Here is a 22,095-nt window from a genome sequence, read left to right as displayed (position 1 = left end):
GCGACGGCGTCGCCACCAGGGTGCCGGGTCGAGAGTTCATCCTAGTTTGGTGGGAAGGGGAGGGTCAAGCGCTTTGGTATCGAAAGACTTCGAACCGAAAGCGGGCGGCCCGCGATGGGCCGCCCGTCGAGTTGAGTGTCAACTTCCAGACGCTCGGGGCGTCACTTGGTCTTCTTGGCTTTGGCCGCCCGGGTCACCTTGTCGTGCTTGGCGGCGGCCGCCTGACGGGCCGCCTTCAGCTGGGCTTCCTTCTTGACCTTAGCTTCCTGAGCAAGCTGGGCTGCGTAAGCCGCCTTGGCGGCCTTGCTCCGGCCTTGCTTGCCCCCAGGCTGGCCAACCGCGACCGGCCCCGAAACAGGAACCGGCTGGATCGGGATAGCGACCGAGCCCTGATTGGACGAGGTGCCACCCGAGGCCACCTTGAAGATGTCGTTGTAGCCCGCGAGCAGGGTGCCGGTATCGGAAGAGACGGCGCCCGGGGCGATCGAGACGTTGACGTTGCCGCCATTCCTGAATGCCCCGGAGAGCAGGAACCGGACGGCATGGCCGTCGATCCAGGTCAGCCCGGTGGCATGGGCCGGGTTGGCCGGGTCGATTCCGCTGCCGGAAAGGACCAGGTCGCTCGGGGTCAGGGTCGAGGCGTCGATGTAGTTGGAGAAGTTGATGTCGATGAAGCTCGGGGCGGCCTCCGAGGCCACCACGCCCGGGACGTCCGAGGCACTTGAAGTCCCCTGGGTCGAGAGCGAGGTCTCGATCACGTTGAACTTCTTGGTCCCGATCGCTGCCCCGCCGCCAATCGAGGAGACGACTCCGCTCTGAACGGCGGCCGTCGCAGCCGTGCGAGCTGCAAGGTTGATCGGTAGCCCGCCCGAGCCGGACCCGGTCCCGCCGCCGGCGGTGGGGCCGCCGGTTCCCTTGTAGTAGTAGGCCCCGATGCTGGCCGGGCCGGTGTTGGCAAAACCCTTGCCGGCAATCTTAACCGGGGCCCGGTAAAGGAAGTCGGTCGCGGGGGACACCGCGTTGTTGCCGGCGTTGATCGCCACCGAACGGGCGGTCAGGTCGTAGTTGCCGTCCAGGAAGAAGACGGGCGGCGAATCACCGTTGGGACGGGGATCGCGGGCCGAGGCGAAGGCGGGGTCGCCGGTGAAGTTGCCCAGGCCGTCCGGGAGGTTGGTCAGGGCCGATGGGCGGAAGCTACCGAACGATCCCACCGCGTCGTCGGCCGAGGAGGCGGCACTCGGCCCGTTCGAGTAGAACAGGTTGAAGCCGACGCCGAGGGTGTTAGCGGTATTGGACTGGATGCCGGTCCCGGTCCTGGCCGTGGTCAACGCGTGGTTCGCGGCGAAGATGTTGTTCAGGACGAATGCCTGGAGGGCATTGGCCGTGCTGCTGCTGTTGAGCAGCCCGTAGGTGTTATCGACGATGGTGTTGTTGACGATCAGGTACGGCGAGCTGAGCGAGCTCCCGCCGTTCCCGGTGATCCCGACACCCACGATGTTGCCCGCGATCACGTTGTCGAACACCTGTGCGGCCAGTTTGTTCGTACCGGTGTTCGAGAGCGAGACTCCGACCCCCGCATTGATGATGTTGTTCCGGTCGATCACCACGTTGGAATTCTGGGCGAAGACCGCAACGTTCGTGGTGTTGATCGTACCGAGGGTCGGATCGCCGATCAGGGGGCTGATGATCGAGAATCCGCTGACCTCGGTCGGGGTGCCGACGAATCCTCCGGAGACGGACACGGTGTAGATCATCGTCGAGGAGGCCGAGGCGTCCCCGTAGATGAGGGTCTGGTTGGGGAGGCCCGGGATATAGCTGGAATCGGTGCTGGAGGTGGAGGCCGAGAGGAGCCGGACGCCCGGCTTCACGACCACGTTCTCCGTATAAGTCCCGGGGAGAACCAGGACGTTGTCACCGACCAGGGCCGCCGCCATGCCGTCGGCGATGGTGGCGAAGGGATTGGAGCGAGAACCGTCCGGGCTGGTCGGTATCTGTCCGTTCCGCGGGGCCCGGACGTAGATCAGGTTGGCCTGATTGGGCCGGTAGACGGTGAACGGCGTGTTGATGAAGTCGGACGCCGTGTTGCCGGATCCGGTCGGGAAGGTCCCGCTGAAGGCCCCACTGAGCGGGTTCCCCGCGATGTCGGTCACCGGGCTGGAACCAGTCCCCTTGAGGATGATCTGATACGCATCGTTGGGGAGCACACCACTCGTTTGGAAGGTAATCACCTCCGAGCCATCGGAGTTGTAGCTCGCGGTGAAACTGCCCCGATTGATCGGGATGGCGATCGAAGTCGCCCCGAAGACACCGGTCCCGCCGCTCCGGAATACCTGGATCGACGAGCTATTCAGGGAGGACCCCCGAATGTTCTCGTTCAGGGTCATCGTGAAGGTGATCCCGCCCGAGCTGTTGAGCGTGGCCACGGTGTTCGCCAGGGGGCTGAACGACGTGATCACCGGCAGGGTGGTATCGACCTGGAGGCGGGTGACGGCATTGTTCGCCACGAAGTCCGAGAGCGGGTCGGTGGGCAAGTTGGACGGGTTGCCCGCCTGGTTGATCACGCGGACCCGGGCGATCGCATAGGTCGCGCCCGGACCGCCCTTGATGCCGTTGGTCCCGACCGAGTTGGGGGTATCGGGGATCGGCTTGGTCAGGGTGACCGAGAAGCTCCCGTCGGCCAGGGTGGTGCCCACCCCCGCGTCGATGATGTCGAAATTCCCGTCGCCCTTGGACGAGATGTCGATGTGGACCGACTGATTTTGCAGGAAGTTGGTGGGCGGGAACATGTCGGTGATCGAGCCGACGAAGGTCGGCAGGTTCAGCCGGGTGATGTTCCGCCCGCCGCTGGTATCGCTGGCCGACGCCAGCTGGAACGTGCCGGCGTTGACCGAGGGCGAGTTCGTGCTGATCGTGAAGTTGACCAGGAAGTCGCTGCCCGGGACATTGTCGCTTCCCGAGGGGAGCGGCAAGGTCTGGTTGGCGGTGAAGCCGTCCAGGGCCAGGCCGTCAAGGTCGCGGATGATCGAGGATCCCGTCCCCTTCAGGATCAGCCGGTACTCGTCGTTGAGGGTGGCCGGATTGGCCAGGATGCTTGACGTGTCGATCGACAAGGTGTTGGTGATCGGATCGATCGTCAGCAGGCCCGAGAGGTTGATATTCCGATCGGCCGGGCTGTTGGCGTTGCCGAAGATCCCGTCCCCGCCGGACGCCTGGAGGATCACCGAGCTTCCGCTGATCGTGTTCGGGTCGATCCGCTCGTTGAACTTGACCTGGACGGAGGAAGGGGTCTTGTTGGTCCCGGCGATCCCGCCGGCGACGTAGAGGTTGGTGGCGATCCCCATGGCCACGGCCTGGACAGCCGTGACGACCGGGGGATTCTGGATGATGTACTCGAACGCCCCGAGGTCGAAGAATGGCCGGCTGCCGAACCCGACGTTGGGGGAGTTGGGGTCCTTGACCCGGAGGTTGCCCGCCTGGTCGCGTTCGCCCTGGAGCGGCACGTACACGAAGGTGGCCGCATTCTTGCCCGTCCCGGTGGCGTTGGGGGCCGCCGTCTGGAGGACGGGGACCCACTGATCCGGGAACCCTCGCTCGCTGACCGGCTCGCCGGGCAGGGTGACGATATCGGTCCCGGCGGCGTTGCCGGGGAAGATTCCCCCCGTCCGGATGCTGGCCCCCTGCGTGTTCCGGATCGGGATGGCGTTGATGTTATTGGGATTGATCGTGGAGGCCGGGAAGATCATGTTGCCGAAGACCGATGGCCCCAGCTCACTCCGGCCCAGGTCGATCGCCGCCGAGGTCGGCAACAGGTTGAAGTTGCCGTTCGGGGCATCGCGGAAGGCCGGATTGCCGGTCACGGGCTGGCTGTTGGACACGTTGACCGTGAACGGTCCGGAGACCCGATCGAACAGGTTGTACTGGAGGTCGCTCCCGTAGTTCTGCCCGACCGAGACCGCGGCGCTGCCGCCGATCAGCGAGAAGATGTTGTCCATCGCCAGGAACGCGGTGTGGGCCAGACTGTTCAGGCCGTTGAAGGCCGGTGAGACGGTCCGGATCGCGTTCCCTGTGATGTTGTAGAACGTGTTGTTCAGGAACACCGCCATGGCAGGGCTGGTGAACTGGTCGTTGTTGGCGGTCTGCGAGAGGATCAGGATCCCCTGGGGCATGTTCGAGATGGAGTTGTTGACGAAGTAGGTATGAGTCGCCTCGCCCTGGAAGCCGCCACGCGTGATCGAAGGAGGCCCGACGGGGTAATTCACCGGGATCACGAGCGGGGCATAACCGATGTGCGCCCAGAAGGCGGCCGAGCTGAAGGTACTGAGGTTAGAGTTCGAGATCGTCAGCTGCTTGGCCTGGTTGATCTGGGTCTCGGGGATGAGCCCGAGCTTCTGGTTGCTGTATCCGTCGAGGATGGGGTCGAAGCCACCGCTGAGGTCGCTGTCGAAGGCGTAGACCAGCCCGCTCCCCTGCTGCTCGATCCGGGTAATGTACTTGATATCGGCGTTGTCGATGACGCTGCCGCTTCGGGGGTCTTGCAGGTCGTAGTCGGTCAGCGAGTTGGCACCGTAGTAGATCACGCCGCCGTCGCCGGCCGCCGGGGCCCGGGTGTTGCCGCTGACCGCCTGGAACATCGGCACGTTGTTGACCGTGGTGCCGACCGTGTCGTCGAAGAGCGAGGTGATGATCACCGGCACGCGAGACTGGCCGGTGGTCTGGTTGGCCCCGATCCCGAGGATCCGGAGCTGGCTGAAGGCACCCGGGTCGATCAGGCTGTCGGCGGTCGGATCGACACCGTTGTCCACACCGACCAGGAATCCGGCCCCGCCGACGAACGAGTTGGTGATGGCGGCCGCCGGCTCGGCATCGCCGATGGCCGGCAAGGTTGTCCCCGTCGGGTTGAGCAGCTTGACGATGAGCGGCACGCCCGGGGCCCCGACCGTCGAACCGTCCGCCAGGACGGTCCCCTGGAGGGTGCTCTGGAGTGTCAAAGTGATGGCGGGAGAGGGGATCGCCTGGAACGCCGTGTCTCCCCCGTTGGGAAGAGAGTTCGTATTGAACCCGGCCAGGACGATGGTATTGCGGAGGATGTAGGTGAAGTCCGAACCCGCCCACACCGAATCGACGGTCAGATTGGGTCGATTGATCCCGTCCGTGCCGCCCTGGACCGACACTCCGTTAAGGTCGTTGCCGGTGAAGACGTTCCCGTGGATGAACGGATTCCCCGACTGGAGCGGCCGCTGCGGGTCGGCGGCCAGGAACGAGTTGGGCTGGGCGTTGATCGGGGCGTCGGCATTGTCGCTGAAAACGTTGTTCGTGACCGAAATCTTGGCGCCGCTGTTCCCGTTGAGGAGTTCGAGAACGTGCTGAGTGCCGGTGCCGGATCCGGAGTTCACCGAACCGCCGCCGTAGCGAAGGTTGGTCGAGTTGATCACCGCAACGGCACCCGAGGCCACGGTGACACCGCCCCAGCGAGCCGCATCGGGGACCGCACCCGGCTTGGGCTGGAGGATGCCCGAGCCGCCGGGCACGGCCGGAAGCGGCTGGACGATCGTGGTCCGGATCTGGGAAATCGGATCGAAGAAGAACGTGGTGGCCGCGTCGTCGTTGATCGACGTGAGGATGGCCTGGGCCAGGTTGGGCGAGTTGGCGACGAACCCGGGTGAATTCGGGCCGACGCTGTTGTTGGCGTCGAACTCCCTGATGTAGGTCTGGTCGCCGACATTCAGGCTCGCACCCGAGTTGACCAGCTCCAGCGACGAACCCCGGGAGAACTTGAGGATCATGCCCGGATTGATATAAAGTCGATTCGCGAGATTGGCCTGGGTGCCGCCCGTCTCCTGGACCAGCGACTGGCCGAGCACCAACCGCGAAGTCAGGAGGTAAGGATAGGGATCGTCGAGGACATAGTTCCTCGCCCCGCCCGCGGTGGACGGATTGTTGGGGTAAGAGACAGCGTTGGTGGCCTCGGCGATGCCGCTGGATTCGGCCCGGATGTAGATGCCGTTCAGCCCGTTCCGCAGGAACGAGTCGTTGCGGATCAGGGGACCCTGGGCGATGTCGTCGGCCCGGAGCGAATCCACGTCGACCGAGATCCCAGCCTGAGCGGTCCCGTCGCTCCCGTTTGTGTCGGTGATCGACGAGTTGACGATCGTCGGCCGGCTGTTCTTGAGCGTGATGCCGTCGTATCGGAAGCCCACCGTCTGGGGCACGGCCCCGCCGGCGTACCGCTGATTCAGGAAGCTGACGTACGACATCACGTCGTCGGCACCCGAGATCGCATCGACCTGGCTGGCCGGGTCGCCCGGGTTGGCGAACTGACCCTTGAGCTTCTGATTGATCGAAGCGTTCGCGGTGATCGGGAGCTGGCCGGGGAACAGAGTATTCCTGTTGGCCTGGCTGTAGTTCCGGAAGAGGATTCCGCCGTAATCTCCCGGGGCACCGACGGTCGAGGGATCGCCGTTGGTCACGCCCCCGATGGTCGAATCCTTGTAGGAGGTGATCGTCACTCCCTGGCCGGGATTGGACCCGCCCAGGATCTGCAAGGCGCTCCCCTGGTTCTGCACCAGGAGGCTGGCATTCTGCATCTTGAGGATCGAACCCGGCTGGAACGCCAGGGTGGTCAGGGCCGGAATGGCGGCACTGCCATCGTTGATATTCGCGTCGATCCCGGCAGGTGCCTGGAGCACGAACGGCTTCTGGATCACCCTGCCGGTCGCGGCGTCGGGGGTGGGGATGGACGCCTGGGCGATGATGACGACGGGCCCGCCGTTGGCCTGGACCAGTTGCTGGGCCGCGTAGAACGCCGATGGCTCGAACTTGCCGTCGCCGCTCCGGTCATACGCCGGGTTGAAGTTCGACCCCGAGTTCACGCTGCTGTTGAGATTCCCGCCGTTCGTACTGGTGAACACCGACTCGGCCGCTAGGACCGGGAAGGGCTTGTCGATGGCCCCGGTCGGCGTCTGACTCGGCAGCAACGGGTTGTACTGGGCATCGGCCCGGGCGTAGAGGATGTTCCCGTTGGGCACCACCACGAAGCCCGTCATGAACGCACCACCGGCAATGCCATCTCCGGAGAGATCGGGCATCGCCGAGGTCCCGCGGACCTGGCCGTTCGGCAGGAGGTTGACGTAAGTCCCGTTGGCGTCCTTGTAGCCCTTGAACTCGCCATCGAGCTGGTTGCCGAAGATATCGGTGAGCGTGTTCGCGCCGCTGTTGGGGAGATAGAGACGATAGTAGTCGGCCGAGAGGGTCGTCCCCTGGGGCAGCGAGATGACCAGCTGATTTCGATATCCGTATTGACCGGGGACCGACCCCTTGACCGAGCTATCGACCCGGACCGAGACATTCGGGACCCGCGTGTAGCCGTTGCCGGTACTCGTAATACCGAGATCGCCGAAATTACCATCGGGCAGCTGGCCCGTCCCGTTGGCGGAGCGGAGGAGCTGGACCGCGTTGTTGAGGTCAACCCCCTGCTCCTGGAGGGTGTTGGAGAAGTCGATGACGAAGACCGTCGGGGCGGCGGTCGCCCTCGGGGTCACGCCATTAATCGGGATCTCGTAAGTGGCCCTCGCGTCCGTCTGGATGAAGCCCGCGCCCGAGGGGGTGAAAGCCCCGAACGAGGTGATGTAGGCGGGGGTCGGCTGAAGGCTGAAGTCGAGCCGATAGTTGAACGCCTGACCAAGCGAAGACCGGTCTGCATAGCCGGCGAATGCGTTCCCGGCCGCGTCGGTCAGGCCGACTCCGGGCTGGAAGCTCGCCGCGATCATCTCGAACTGATAGTTCCCGGTGGGCAGTCCGGGGTTGAAGGTGAAGTCGATCCGGCCGGTGTAGGGGTCGGAGGACAGCACCCGGTTCGAGGTGGAGACGTAGGTGGCGGTCTTCAGGAAGCTCGATCGATCGACCCGATTCCCGTTGACCACCTGGAAGAGACGGTAATTCTGGGTGTTGCTGGCCTTGACCGGATCGAGCGCGGGGACGCCGAGGCTGGGGTCGACCGCGAAGGGATCGTTGATGAGGGTCGGATTGACCGGATCGACAATGTTGATCGAGAGGTTCGAGAGCGAGTTGATATTCGAGTTCTGGGGGATTGAGGTCGCCGGCGAGTTGTCGGTGGTCCCGACATAGGGCAGGGTGTTGTCGACCCGGAAGGCCGCATCCTGGCTGGAGGCATAGCCCGCCACCGAAGGCTGTTCGGATTGCCCGACGACGACCACTCGGATCTGATTCTGGCCTTCAGGCAGGCCAGTCACGCCCGAGGGGTAGTTGATCACGAAGCGACCGTTGGCATCGGTCACGGTCTGGACGTCGAACTGGCCGGTGATGCCCCGACCGCCCGCGCCGACCCCCAGGTTGAAATCACCCCGGGCGACGCCCGGATGTGAGATCCCGTTGAATTGGGCGTAGACGATCACGCCCGCCAGTGAGCCGGGGAAGGAGGAGGTCACCTGACCGACGTAGCTGGGCGTCTTGTTGCTCGTGTTGTTGTCGCCCTGGATCCCGGAGTCCGACTGCGGAGCCAGGGTGAGCGAAGCAACCTGCGGCGGGAAGAGCGTGACCAGGCCCAGGCCCTGGAAGAACTGAGTGCCGTTCCCGTTGGGGATGCCCGACGGGAAAACCCCGCTGAACTGGCCGTTGATCGAGTTGCCCACCGCGTCGTGCACGCCGGTCGTCACGATCAGGGCGTAGCGATCGGTCGGCAACAACAGCTGCGAGACCCCGGTCAGGTCGATCGTGACGGTGAGGTTCGCAGGATTGTAGGTGATCCTGGAGCCGGCCTGATTCGTGAGGATTACCTGATTCGGGCCGTAATAGTTCGTGTTGTTCGAATCCCCGGCCCGGAAGAGGATGATGTTCCCGGAATTGATCGTGGCGGGGTCGATGGGCCCATCGAAGGTGATCGTGGCGACCCGATTGTTGAAAGAGGTGTTGGTAATCCGCGGACCGTTCAACTGCTGGAGGTTGAACTTATCGGCCGCCCCCTGCTCGAGGGTCTGACCGTCGACCGACATGATCGACCCGGTGAAGAACAGGGTCGTGTACTCGCCATTGGCGATCTTGCCGGGGGCGGGATGGATCACGATCGGGAAGCGGACCGTGGTCGCGTACCTCGGATCATCGACGCCGATCGGCAACCCGACATCCACGGTCGCCCCATTCGCCCCGCGAACCTGGAATTCGCCGGGATTGATGGTCGTGATGTCGACCGCCTTGTTGAAAGTCACCGTAATCGAGGTGGGAGCCTTGGTGATCGTCTGGCCGGCACCCGGCGAGATGTAGACGACCTTCAGCTTGGAAGCCACCGCGAAAGCAGCCGGCCCGTTGGCCAGGCCGTAACCGCCCTGCGGGTTCCAGGTCCCCGCCGTCGCACCGTTGAGCGGGGTGGCCGTCTGCTGGACCGCGCTCAGCAGGTTGGCCTGGGTCGCACCCGGATTCGCCTGCTTCATCAAGGCGAGCAAGGCGGCGAGATTCGGCGCGGCCGCAGAGGTGCCGAAGAAGTTGGGCAAGGTGTCCGGGTCGAGGTTGGTCGCCGTGACCGGGTTGCCCTGGAGCGTCTGAGGGCTGCCGGGGTAGGGGGGGAAGGCGGCCGTGGGGAACGGAGGATTCGTGGTGTCGATATCGCTGTTCGGGACGAAGAAGCTGGTGTTGCCGCCATCCGGGGCCGAGATGTCCGGCTTGAGCAGGAGTTGCGGCGTGATCGGCGATCCGTCCGGATTGAAGGTGATCAGACGCGGGCCGGTCGAGCTGAAGGGCTCGTTGTTGACCGTCGTCGGGCTCGTGAAGGGTTGAGCACCCCAGTACGGGACCGCTCCCACGCTGATCGTGTTCGCTCCCGAGTTGTGACCGCTGGTCGAAGGATAGTAGGTCCCTCCCGACGATCCGTACTGCTTGTCGACCGAGAATCCGCCTCCAAAATCGTAGACCACGACATGCGTGGGATCTGGCCCGCTGGCGACCCGAATGGCCAACTGGTAGAGGCCCGCAGCGATCGGATTCCCGGAAGTATCGGTGAAGATCCCCTCGATGGGCTGGTTCGTGGCGATGTTGTTCGAGAGGCTAGACCCGACGATGTTGCCGCTCGTATCGAGCAGGTAGAAATCCAGATTGGAAGAGACGCCGCCGCCGGCGAGATTGAACGGCTGATCGTACTGGAAGATGAATGCCGTGCCGCCCCGATAGACGTTGATACCGATGGTGGGGGCGACCGTCTGGCCGGTCCCGTCGAAATTCTGAAACCGACCCGATCCGATCGCCCCAACGGTCGCGTTCACGCCCCGAAATTCGGACATGTAGCCGCTATCGGCGAAGTTCGCGGCCGATGAGGCGTAGATCCCACCATTACCCACGAACGTATTGATCGATTGGGAAATCACCCCATCCTGGAAGTAAGGCTCGTTCGCGTAGGTCAGGTCGTCGACGACGACGTTGGAACCGGCGGCCGCCAACGCCTGGATGTTCGAAGCAAAGCTGACCTGGCCGAGGGCACCCGTCGCGAAGGCCAGCGGGGAACCCGGCGCGATGTCATGGACGAGCTCGAGCATCGCCCGACCTTCGTCGGTGCTCGCAACGGCGGCCGGGGCGTCCTGGACGACGGTGACGTTACTGGGAAGGTCGCCACTGGCGACCGAATCCGCCAGGCCGCCCTGGAAGTTGTTCACGCTGTCCGAGATCACGCCGACCCCGACCCCGGTGCCATCGATACCGGGATTTTGGAGTCGAATCGTGCTCGTCGAGAGCGTCAGATCCCCCTGATTGTTCGCCGATCCCTCGGTATGAGTGATCGGGGTGTACACCGGGCTCGCGGAGATCGTCTGGTTCAGTCGTGCGATCTGCGGAAGCGTCGCGATCGGCACATAGCCTTCGACGACGAAATTCTTCTGGTTCGCCCCGACCACGAACAGGCCCAGGTTCTCCAGAGACTTCCGGAACGAGGCGAAGTCGCCCGAGCCATAGACGTCAATGTCCACTTCGGGTCCGTCCCCGTTGTAGAAATTGATCCGACTCGCCAGCGAGGAATGGAACTGGCCATTCCCCTGCTTCGCGAATTCGTTGTACTCCTTGTAAACCGTGATCAGATCCTGGCCCAGGTTGGCCAGCGGTCCATTCTGAACGTCGTAGGGGTCGTTGCTGGTCGGTACCCAGGGCGCGGCTAGCAATCGCCGTTGCTCGAGTGACTCCAGGTTCGGCCTGCCCTGGCGCAGCCGGCGGTTCTCCGCGGCCCGCCGTTTCGATGCCTCATCGCGTCCGTTACCCTTGAAGCTTGCCATCGACAGACTCCCCCCGGTAAGCCTCGAAGCCCTTCCCCGCGCGGAGCACGAACGGCCCACGACGCCCCCCCTGCGAGGAGCACGACGGAAGAACTCAAAAGATCAAGTGTTGATACCGACCCGTCCTCGAATGTTCAGCCGCGACAAGCTCTCCCTTGCCTCTAGCGGCCCGCGACCGCCTCGCACCGGCTCCGATCAATCAAGACAATGTTCGCCACGCCGCCCCCGACCCTGGGATGGATGACCCGGACAACCCCGATCGCCCATTCGTCGCAGCTTGCATCGTCGTGACCTCTTCCATGATTGAAGCCAGTTTACCCAAACGAACGAATAGGAGGATAACTGACTACATGCATGCAGTCAATCATTACCATGAAATTTCCGAACGTCAAGTCTTTACCGGGAATTTCGCGAGGATGTGATGGCGAGGGGTGTGAGTCGAGCGAATCCGGCAAGTATCGCGAGAAGCGGCATGCGGATCATATCGAGTGTGGGCCCTACAGGCGGGTTGTCAAAGGACTCGCTTCCATTTTCGGCGGTGCGGTGCCGATCCTGCCGCTTGCGAGCATTCGAGGAGGAGCTAAACTGAGTCCTCGAGCGGTTCTCAGGAGTTCCAGACCTTGAAACCAGTCACAGACGACCTCCGGCACCGACTCTTTCCGTCGATGCCAACCCCGTTCGACGGTGGGGGAAAATTGCATCAGGAGGGGTTGGAGCGGATGATCGCGTCGATGTCGATCCGAGCCGTTGGAGGGGTCTCAGTCGCCGGGCCGGTCGGCCGGGGAGTTCCTCTCGCTACCCCGGAAAGAGCCGAGATTCTCCAGTCATGGCGAGCGGGGCTCGGATCGTCGGGATGGCTGATCGTGCCCGTCGGCGTCCCGCCTACAACGCGGCGTCCCGATGACGTCATCAAGACGGTCAGGATGGAAGCCAATGAGGCCGCGAGTCTCGGGGCCGATGTCCTCCTGGCCATCCCACCCGGATCGTTCCGAGGACGACCCGACCGCGATCGCTTGATCCTCGATTATCACGCGGCGGTCGCCGAACCAGGACGACCAATCCTGGCCTCCTACCGTCGTGAGGTCGCGGGCGGGGTCAGCTATGGGCCCGAGTTAATCGCCCAATTGATGGCACGGCCTGAGGTGCTCGGGATCGAGGTATCCACGCTCGACGGAATCGCGACCTTCCAACAACTGGCCGCCCTGATCCACGAGCAATCCCCCGGCAAGCTCGTCCTCTCGGGCGAGGAGCGCTTCCTCGGATACAGTTTGATGTCCGGAGCCGACGCAGCTCTGGTGGGGATGGGGGCCGCTTATCCCGCGGAAGTCATCGAGTTAATCGAGTCCCACTTCGCCGGAAAGTCCGAACGATTCCTGAAGGCCAGCGCGATCCTCGACTCCCTCTCTCGGGATATCTACCGGGCACCCCTGGAGCGCTCGACCTTTCGGCTCCTACGAGCCATGGTCGAGTCCGGCATCCTCCCCGCCGAAGCGGCTTGCGAACACCCGGGAGAGTCGTCTCGATCGCGACCTATCGCTCTCGAATGAGGACACCGAGACACCCCGAAACTCGATCCGACGAAGATCGGGGCCATTCCCCTTTGACCACGCCGATCAAGTATCCAATCGGACCATGACTCCCAGCTTCTCAAGGTCGCGAACGAGAGCGTCGGTCTCCCGGTAGAGAATCCCGACGAGTCCGGCCGCCCTGGCCCCCTCGATATTCTCCGGCAGGTCGTCGATGAAGACGCAATCCCCCGGCTCGGCCTCGGCCGCATCGGCACAGGCCAGGTAGAACGCCGACGAGGGCTTGATGTGCCCCACTTCGTAGGAGAGAACGAGCCGGTCGAAGTGGGCCAGGGTCTCGGCGAACTGGCGACGAAAGTGATTGGCGTGCAAGTCGTTGGTGTTCGAGCCGAGGATGAGCGTGTAACCCGCCCCCTTGAGCGAAGCCAGCAAGGGGGCGATCGACTCGTTGGCGGAGAAGATGTCGGCCCAGGCCGCGACGAAGTCGTCGTGATCGATGGCCAGCCCGACCATCTCGGACACCCCTCGTGAAAATTCCTCGGCGGTGATCTTCCCGCTCTCGAACGTCTTGAGCAGGTCCGAGAATCCGAGGGGCCGGAGCCGATCGAGCAAATCTTCGCCGGACAGGTTGATCCTTGAGCCGAGGGTCGAGGCCGCCCTCCGGTAATCGAAATGGGCGACCACGTTGCCAAAATCGAAGATCAGGGCCGGTCGCCTCATCGTTCGTCGCTCCCCTGGCTCACCGGAATCGTACAAGGTCCACTCGACCTCGTGGAACATCCCGGAGGGTCCGGGTTACCATGTCTCGGGCCTGGCGCGAAGACCCACTTCGACAGAGTCGAGCACAAGAAGGACCGAACCGATGACGATGACCTGGTTGGCAGCATTGATCCTCGTACAAACGCCCGCCCCAATCGGGTCCGAGAAACTTCCCTGCGACCTGGCCACCCTCAAGGCGATGGATCAGGCCGAGGTCCGGGTCTCGGAAAATGGCAAGACGGTCATCTATCGAGGTGTCCCGCTCGCGCTACTCCTAGAGAAGCGGGTCAAGGAGGCCCGGACGATGCCCGGGATGAAATCCCTGAGTGACGCAGTCCTACTGGTCCGGGGAGCCGACGGCTATCAAGCGGCCTACTCCGCCGCCGCCGTCGCGATGGATGCCCCGGGAGAACGCTACCTCCTCGCGATCGAGCGCGACGGGGAACCGCTCGACAAGGGCTTCGGCCCCATCAGGATGATCGTTCCGGGAGATCCCAAGCACGCCCGGTGGGTCCGAGAGGTCGAGGGAGTCCGCCTGGTCCGACTCGACAAGCTGGTCGAGCCCTGAGCCGATGCGCGACACACCCTCGGACCTCATCGACTTCAAGGATTGGCCGTCCCTATGGTGCCCATGGCCCGCCAGATCTTGGGGTCGATCGTGGGCGTGATCCCTCGAAGTGACCCGTCGAGCATCAGGACATTCACCCGGTTAGGGTGGGCGCTCGATGCACCGATGGCGGCGGTCCGACCGTCCTCGGCGATGCAGGAGGGGGTTGCGTTGGGTGTCAGAGCGTGACCGTACAGGGTCGATCGCCAACTCGCCTCGGCCCAGTCCGAGCCCGCGTCACCCTTCCAGAGATCATCGCCCAGGCTCGGGCAGCCGTCCGGGCCGATCGGGCCGAGTGGCCTCGCGTAATTTTCCCGCGCCGGTTGCCCATCACGGCCGTTCCCGACCAATCGTTCGGCGAAAGACGCGGTATACGCCAACCCGTCGGCCGCTTCGACTTCCGGGATCGAGGTCGATCGGCCCGGCGCGAACGGACCGCCCTGGCCGCTGGTGGAGGCTCCGGTGTTGGCCCGGTAACTGATCGGCCCGTCGAACAGACCCGCCATCGCGTTCGAGTCGCTCGGACAAGCGAGGCCGGGAACCCGCGTGCCCCTCGGAGGAGCAGTCGTGGGCTTCGGCGGGGTCTTCGTGTCGCTGATGCCCGTGAGATCCGGGAGGACCAGGCCTTCCAGCATGGCCTGGATCGGCGAGGTCCCGGCGCGAGTTCCCAGTTCGGGCACGCTCGGGAAGCGTCGATTGGCCTGGTGATACAGCTCCAGCCCCTTGCCGATCTGCATCAGATTCTGCTGGCAACCCACCATCCGGGACTTCTCGCGACCCTGGGGCAGGGCGATGAAGACCCACATCAGGAAGAAGGCGAGGAGCCCGACGACCACGATCACCTCGACTCTTCCAAGCCCGTACCGTCGTACCGAAATTCGAGATCGGGGGGAGATTGACTGCGGAACCGGTCTCGATTTCCGGATAGTGAATTCTCGTGGGGCGAGGAAAAGTCGAGTCCTCTCAAAGTGGGGCAAATCGTCCACTCGTTCGAGATTGGGTTCGTTTTTTCCTGGCGACTCCGGGACAGGACTGGGAATCTCGAACGCGTCGGATAGTCCGAACGGGTTGGGCAACATGGCCTTCGGTCCGGAAGTTGGGTTCGTAATAGTTCGATCGACCCGACGCCCGGGCCGTCGGTGGTCGCCTGCTTGCTACGCACTCCGCCCGGATTGGGTTCGTCTTTTCCGCGGCAGGAATGACCGGGATCGCTCGATTGGCCCTATACCGCCGGAGCAGGTGATCCCCAGATTAACCGGAGTTCGGCACGAGACAAACCTTCGGGCTGGCCCGAAACGGATCAATGGCCATCGACGACAAGATCCCCCGTCCCGAGGTTCCCGGCGGCGTCTACGGCCCGGACCATGAGCACGTGAGGGCCGGGCTTGAGATCGGGGAGGGGCAGGCCAATGGTTTCTGCCGGCGAGTCGAACAGGCCATCATCGGGAAAGATGGGCACCCAATCGCCGCCATCGAGGGAGTAGGCTGCCTTCACGATCCGGGTCAGGTCATCCTTGATCGAGACGCTCGGATGTGGGTTGCCTGCCGAAACCGTCACCCGGGGGGCCTGATGATCGACCAGGAAGGACTCGCTGATCCGCTCGCGGCTCAGGGCATCGGCGGGAGCGTTCGAGGGCCGGTCGGAGGCGGTGACCCGGACCCGGTAGGTCCCATCAGGAACCGTCGACGTATCCCAGGAGTAATTCGCGTCGGTCAGGGCCGCTTCGCCAAGCTTGATCCAATCGGGCCAGCCATCCTTGCGGATCTGGAGCATGTACGAGAGATCGTCGCCGTTGGGATCGGTCGCATCCCATTTCAGGTTCAGCTTGGCTTGCCGGGTTGCACCGTCGGCAGCCCCTACGTCGGGCACATCAACCTTGGTGATCTCGGGCGGGAGGTTCGCAGTCTGATAGCGGATCGAGAGCGACCGAAGTTCGGGGGTCACGGCCGGGTTCGCGGTGGTCAGTTTGACCTGATACTGGGCGAATCGACCGGGGGGGCACCCGGCGACGGCCGAGTCGGAGGAGCCTTGCTCGGCCGACCAGGGGGACCAGGTAGAATCGGGCTCGCCGACGTTCCCGGTCCGGACCTTGACCGAGATCGACGAGCCGTCGGGGGTCTCGGCCTTCCAGGAGATCGCGCCGAACTTGCTGACGAGCTTGGCGTCGAGGATCTCCGAGGTCAAAGCCCCGCTCGATGGGTGTCTCGGATCGAGTCGGAGGACGGCACCGGGATCGCCCACCCCCAGGATCAGGCCTTCTTTCGAGTCGTCGAGCAAGGCGAGGATCTGGCCATGATCGACCCGGGCCACCGGGGTCGACTCGCGGCCGAGGTCGCGGACCTCGAAGAGGGTCCCCTGGGGACCCGTCCCGACATAAAGCTTATCGTCCCGCCAGGCCAGGGCGAAGATCATCGACTTGTGGCGGAAGATCTCGCGAGGGACACCATCCGTGCCGATCCGGTAGACCGAGTTCTCCCCGGGCGAAGCGGGCCTGGGCGACGCGGTTCCGCCCGGGACCGAGGGCGAGTCTCCAAAGTCGCGAGGAGGCGAGGCCCCTTTCTGAACGACCAAGGAACCGGTCGAATTCGATCGTGAGGCAATCGAATCGTCTCGAGCCGGCGAGAGACTCGTGGACGATCGCCCCGATCCGCTCGAACTGCCGGAACCGCCCGCTTCCGCCGCCGTCCCGGCGTAGATCGCCCCGTCCGGCCCGACGAACAGGGCCCGGACCTCGTCCTGCGGAGCATCGTAGAGGACCGAGACCTTGCCGTCGGCCTCGACCTTGTAGATCAGGCCCTCGCCATCGGAACCGGCGAAGACCGACCCATCGGGAGCGACCGCGACGCAGAGCAGGTGGGGATGCTTGCTATCGAGCAGGAGCGACCAGGTCCCATCCGGGGATCGCTTCCAGAGTTGGCCGGTCGGCCCGGTCGCGGCGTAGAGGTTGCCTTTGGAATCGACAGCCAGGTCCCAGAGATATTGAACCTTGGGATCGGGCCTCGAGGCCGGATGTTGCGGGTCGGAGACCTCGACCAACAATCCGCTGGGCCCGGTCCCGGCAAAGACCTTACCGTCGGAAGTAACCGCCAAGGATAGGGCTTGTGAGTCGTCCGGGTCGAGCACGACCGTCCAGGGAGCCTCGTTCGCTCGCCGGTAAACCTTCCCCTCGTTTCCGGTGGCCGCGAAGATCGCGCCATCCGAAGTCCGTACCAGATCCCAGACCCGGCTGGCATCCATCGGAGCGGTGGGACGGATCGCTCGGGCCAGCCGGACCCGCCCCGAGTCGGAGATGACCACCCCTTCGCTTTGCCCCTTCCCGAAAGCCGATGCACCTTCCTGCTTCCAGGTCTCGACCTTCGCGATCGCGATCGACGCGAACAGGAAGCAAAGGATCGAGCCGACCAGTGGCCGGATTCGAGGGGACGAAGGGGTCTTCATGGAATCAAGCCTTCTCGGACTGGGTGGCAGCCCTCGCGCGAGCGAGAGCATGGGAGAGTCGTTAACCGATCGCATGCCCAAGCTGATGCGAGGGCATGCCACCCGGTTCCTCTCTCGATCAATGCCTGTTACCTATCACTTCGGCAGGGCCAGCGAAAGCCCCGTGTCCCGTGCGACGGTAAACTTGATCGATTGCGATCCATCGACGACCCAATCGGTTTCCGCCGACCCGATCAGGTCCTGGCGGATGGCGGGCTCGGGAGTCTGACGAGCCGAGGTGAAGACGGCGCGTGCGCTCCCGGGAAGGTTCGGCAGCGGCTGGCCCATCACGGCCAGGCCTCGATCGGGGCCGGCGACGTGGAGCGAGATCGTCGTCCGGGTCATGTCGATCTGCGAGCGGATGGCCCGGATCAGGCCGTCGCCGTCCCGGGGTTCGAGCAGCTGCGGCTCATTCTTGAAACGACGGCGAAGACTGTTACTCAGGTCGCAGACAAAGGCCTCGTGAGTCCCCTCGGGGAAGTCGTCGGGGAGGGACAATGCAACTTCAACGACCTCGCGATCTCCCTTGAAGGGCTTGATCGTGACGAACGCCTGGAGAGGCGCGCCGGGTTCGACCCGGTCGGAGGCGAGGCGAACCGACTCGACCACGGCGGCCGTCCGGCCGGGGATGACCTCGACCGAGCAGTCGATCGACTCGATCCGGATCGGGGCCAGGGAGTTGCGGACCAGCATGTTGACCATGCCCGCGATCGGGCTGAACATCGCCGACGGGCCCGTGGCTCCCGAGTATCGAGGGCCGCTCAAGACGTCCTTGAAGACGATCGGATCGTGACCCTTGATCTGGATGGTGGCGCCGATCTTGGCGGTCAGTTCGTCGGGCAGATTACCCTCGGTGTCGACCGCGTTGGTCAGCACGGCCATGACCAGGTTGGGGAGGAGGTTCGGCTCGCGGACAACCTCGACGTGGAAGGTCCGGGTCTCGGCGTACCGCCCGGTCTTGACCTTCACCGAAAGGGGGATCATGTCAGGCTTGGGGCCGATCCGCCCGGCAATCCCGGTACTGACGTCGGTATCCAGCACCCCTACAACCTTCAAGGGGGAGCCCATCTTCATGCTGACGCTGGCCCGAGGATACACCGTGTGGATGTAGCCGGTCATCATCGGGAACTGGCAGGCCCCCAGGCTGAACATCGGGTGCCCGAATCCATAGACCCGATCCCCCTCGACGTGGGTGACGGTCCCGATCCCGGAGAGGTCGAAGTCGCCCGTGACCATGCCGATGCTCAGGGGAGCCCCGGGGACGAGCAGTTTGTCGCCTTCCTCCTTGATTACCCGATCCTGGGCCTTGCCGCCGGCCATCGGGGCCAGCCCGATCGGCTGGAATCGCTCGGAAAGAAAGGCCAGGGCCCTCGGGGTGAAGCCCGACGCGGCGAGCGGCGTTGCGATCGCTCGCATCCCGCCGAGACCTCCGCCGGAGACCGCCATCGGACCGGTCGAGTCGATCCGAGGACCATCCGACTCGTCGAGCCTCCAGAAGGGATCGAGGCTAACGGATCGGGCCAGGCCCTTTTCCAGTTCGGACTCGGCGGCGATCCGCTTGTCGTTCGACCGGACATACTGGACCATCTGCGAAAAGGGGGTGACCCCCGCGATTGGATCCTTGGCGAACTCCCAGGCGAACGCGACCGCGCCCAGGAGCTTGCCGTCGATGTAGATCGGGCTGCCGCTCATCCCCTGGATGATCCCGGCGTGCTCCAGGTTGCATCCGGTCAATCGGCAGAGGACCATGTCGCGCCCGGGGCTGACCCCCTTCATGACGCCCAGGACCTCGGCCCCGAACTCTTCGAGCTTGGTGCCGACCATCACCGTCTGTCCGGTCCCCTTCATCCCGGGCCGGATATCGTCCACATTCCAGTAGGTCTTCGGATCGGGCTCGCCCGCGAACGCAGTAGCGCCAACGGCCAGGAACAAGGTGGGAATCAGTCGCCGAATATCCGCGAAGTATCGGATGATCGCATGGAGAACCATCGAGGAGACCTCCCCGGTAAGGACATGATCCGGTATCCGGAACGATGGTCCAGGGAGGGGAGCAGTCGGTCGAGGGTTGGGGTCGATCCGGCGACGATTTCGAAGAGATCCGCCCGTCCGAACCCCATCCTCGGTTTTTCCTTCGGGCGAGCGAAGCCCTCGGGCCTACTGCATTCCTGGAACATCCTGTCTACATCAACCCTACACGTCCATTATCATCGTGTCAACGAATAGTCCATCTCGGCTAAATTGGAGAATCTGATAGTGGAAGCCCCCTTCAATCGCAACAATCGGACATCGATTGCCGGCCGATTCCGCCGAACGTCGCCGTTAACCCACTCCTGACGGTCACCAGCCTCGGCGTAACCTGGGCCAGCGTCCTGGGAATTCGGCCTCGGGAGAATCCCCCGATACTGTCACCGGGATCGAGTCCGATCATCATCCCAAGCCAGGTCAGGGCAACGAATTCCCCGAATCTACCGGAAAAGGTCACGGAGCGGTTCTTCGCCATGACCGTTGCCGCCTTCGCCGGCCTCTTTCTTGAGGCGGGCCTGCTCGCGGAGGATTTCGATCCGCTCGCGGAGGATCTGCCCACGATGGCGGACGGCGAACCGTCGGAGGGCGATCCAGTCGGACATGGCCAGCATCAACAGGACGAAGATCAGCGAGAACACGCCCAGCCAGATCCCGACGAAGAGGGGATTGGCTTGCTGTCCCAGGCGGATCGGGACTCGCGAGCCGATCGCGACACCCAGAGCCAGGAGGACCAGGACGACGATCCCGGTCGTCCGGCGGAGATCCTGAGAGGCGAAGTGGGCCTCGTCCTCGGGTGAGAGCTCGGGATTCCGTTCCTCGCGGTCGTGCCATTCGCGCCAGCCCAGGAGTGCCGCCACGATCAGGACGATCGAGGCAAGGATCATGCTAGCGGTGGTGATGTCCGTGACCGGCGGCATCGGATCGCCTCTCGCTTTCGGGATCTCAGTAGACGTCGGCGTGGGTGAGTTGAAGTTCGACCCAGTCGCTCCGACGAGCGATGTCGATCAGGGCGGCACGGACGTCCTCGGGGTGGACGTGACCCCGGGGGAAGGTCCGGGTCATCACGAACATGTCCTGCCCGTTGACTTCTCGGATCGAGAGGCCGCCGTAGGTCATCTCGGCATTCAGCTTGAGGGCGAACTCGTAGTGCAACGGCTCGGCAGGGCAGCAGACCGAGAAGACCGAGAGAAGCCGCTCATTATGCCGATTCTGACCGACTTCGAGGTAGACTTCCTGGAGCCGGTCATTCGGAAGTTTGAAGAGGATCCGAAAGTGGTCGCGAGCCCCCTGGATGAAGCAATCCAGCCCTTCGACGGACTCTCTGAGAAGTCCCTCCGTATCCCGAAGCTGGGAGATCGATGATTCGAGATGCTCGATCAGCTCCTCGGACGAATCGAAGCGAGCCGAAGGCTCCTTGGCCAGGCAGCGGGCGATGATCTCGACGATATCGTCGGTCAGGTCGGGGACGAACTTACGGATGTCCGGCACCGCTTTCCGGCGATGCATCACGATCAGCCGGCTGATCCGGTCCGCCGAAAATGGGAGGTGGGCCGAGAGGAGATAGTAGAAAAGGACGCCGACGGCGTAGAGGTCGGAGCGGGGGCTGGCGGGATGCCCGGCGAAGAGTTCGGGGGCCATGTAGGTAGGAGTTCCCGCCACCTTGGCGCCGGCAAGCCCCTGGTCGGCATGGCGGCGGACCAGCCCGAAATCGGCGAGCTTGGCGTTCCCTTCGGGCGTCATCAGGACGTTGGCGGGCTTGACGTCACGATGGACCAGGCCCGAGTCATGGGCCGCGGCCAGGGCCTTGACGACCTGGAGCACGAGATTGGTGGCCCGGATCGGATCGAGCGGCCCTTCCTTGATCAGGGTCTCTTTCAGGCTAATCCCGCCCGGGACATACTCCATCTCGATGAAATGGTAGTTCCGATCGCTCCCCAGATTATGAACCGTGACGACGTGGGGATGCACCAGGTTGGCGACAACCCGCGCCTCGGCCCAGAATTGCTCGCGAACCTGGGGCTGACGGGCGAGGAGGCCCGGATTAAGGACCTTGATCGCGCAGGGACGGCAGAGGAATTCATGCTCGGCCTGGTAGACCCGCCCCATCGTCCCCCAGCCGATGACCGGCCCCATCCGATACTGGCCCAGGGTCCGGCCGGTCAGGTCATCGATGGCAGGGAAGCCATCCTCCGGATCGACCGGGGCCTGATCACCTCGATAGAGGATCGTGGCGTCCGCCTGGTAGTCGACGGTGGTATTCAGCCCCTCGGCGAACGGCGAGAACTCGACCGCTCCCTCATCGAGGCGGGGGGGAGCGGGCTCCGGTTCGGACGGAGGCTCTTCGCCGTCGGTGGGCCGTCTCGTCCCGGTCGTCATGAATCTCCCCCGGCGAGCCAGGAAATCGGTCACTCGCTCCGAATCCTGCATCACCTAGTG

At 64.1% G+C, this 22,095-nt stretch carries 9 protein-coding genes; 2 read left to right on the top strand and 7 right to left on the bottom strand.

Going from position 1 to position 22,095, the window contains the following annotated elements:
- Positions 1 to 161 precede the first annotated feature (161 nt).
- Complete coding sequence (locus P12x_RS17925) at positions 162 to 11,264, bottom strand: Ig-like domain-containing protein (RefSeq protein WP_435005816.1); 11,103 nt, start codon at positions 11,262 to 11,264, stop codon at positions 162 to 164.
- Positions 11,265 to 11,884: 620 nt separating this feature from the next.
- Here P12x_RS17925 and P12x_RS17920 point away from each other — a divergent pair.
- Positions 11,885 to 12,811, top strand: a complete 927-nt coding sequence (locus P12x_RS17920; protein WP_435005815.1) for a dihydrodipicolinate synthase family protein — start codon at positions 11,885 to 11,887, stop codon at positions 12,809 to 12,811.
- A 66-nt stretch (positions 12,812 to 12,877) separates the two neighbouring features.
- Here the strand turns inward: P12x_RS17920 and P12x_RS17915 are convergent, their stop codons facing one another.
- The gene (locus tag P12x_RS17915; protein WP_435005813.1) at positions 12,878 to 13,510 is read right to left on the bottom strand and encodes an HAD family hydrolase; all 633 of its coding nucleotides are present in this window, start codon (positions 13,508 to 13,510) and stop codon (positions 12,878 to 12,880) included.
- A gap of 142 nt (positions 13,511 to 13,652) precedes the next feature.
- On the opposite strand from P12x_RS17915, the gene P12x_RS17910 reads away from it, so the two are divergent.
- Complete coding sequence (locus P12x_RS17910; protein ID WP_435005811.1) at positions 13,653 to 14,117, top strand: molybdopterin-dependent oxidoreductase; 465 nt, start codon at positions 13,653 to 13,655, stop codon at positions 14,115 to 14,117.
- Positions 14,118 to 14,152: 35 nt separating this feature from the next.
- On the opposite strand, the gene P12x_RS17905 is transcribed toward P12x_RS17910, so the two are convergent.
- The 5 genes from P12x_RS17905 to P12x_RS17885 form a co-directional block, all read right to left on the bottom strand.
- Complete coding sequence (locus P12x_RS17905; RefSeq protein WP_435005810.1) at positions 14,153 to 14,998, bottom strand: DUF1559 domain-containing protein; 846 nt, start codon at positions 14,996 to 14,998, stop codon at positions 14,153 to 14,155.
- 458 nt (positions 14,999 to 15,456) lie between these two features.
- Positions 15,457 to 17,595, bottom strand: a complete 2,139-nt coding sequence (locus P12x_RS17900; protein ID WP_435005808.1) for a hypothetical protein — start codon at positions 17,593 to 17,595, stop codon at positions 15,457 to 15,459.
- 135 nt (positions 17,596 to 17,730) lie between these two features.
- Positions 17,731 to 19,623 carry a SpoIVB peptidase S55 domain-containing protein gene (locus P12x_RS17895; RefSeq protein ID WP_435005807.1) on the bottom strand — a complete coding sequence of 631 codons (1,893 nt, stop codon included), beginning with the start codon at positions 19,621 to 19,623 and terminating at the stop codon, positions 17,731 to 17,733.
- A 476-nt stretch (positions 19,624 to 20,099) separates the two neighbouring features.
- On the bottom strand, positions 20,100 to 20,576 hold the full coding sequence (locus P12x_RS17890) for a hypothetical protein (protein WP_435005806.1): 477 nt from the start codon (positions 20,574 to 20,576) through the stop codon (positions 20,100 to 20,102).
- Positions 20,577 to 20,601: 25 nt separating this feature from the next.
- Entirely contained in the window at positions 20,602 to 22,086 is a 1,485-nt protein-coding gene (locus tag P12x_RS17885; protein WP_435011685.1) for a serine/threonine protein kinase, read from the bottom strand.
- Positions 22,087 to 22,095 lie beyond the last annotated feature (9 nt).

This window comes from Tundrisphaera lichenicola (assembly GCF_051175385.1).
Classification (GTDB): Bacteria; Planctomycetota; Planctomycetia; order Isosphaerales; family Isosphaeraceae; genus Tundrisphaera; species Tundrisphaera lichenicola.
The sequence above is the reverse complement of the archived record's forward strand: the minus strand, read 5'-3'. Positions and strand labels throughout refer to the sequence as shown.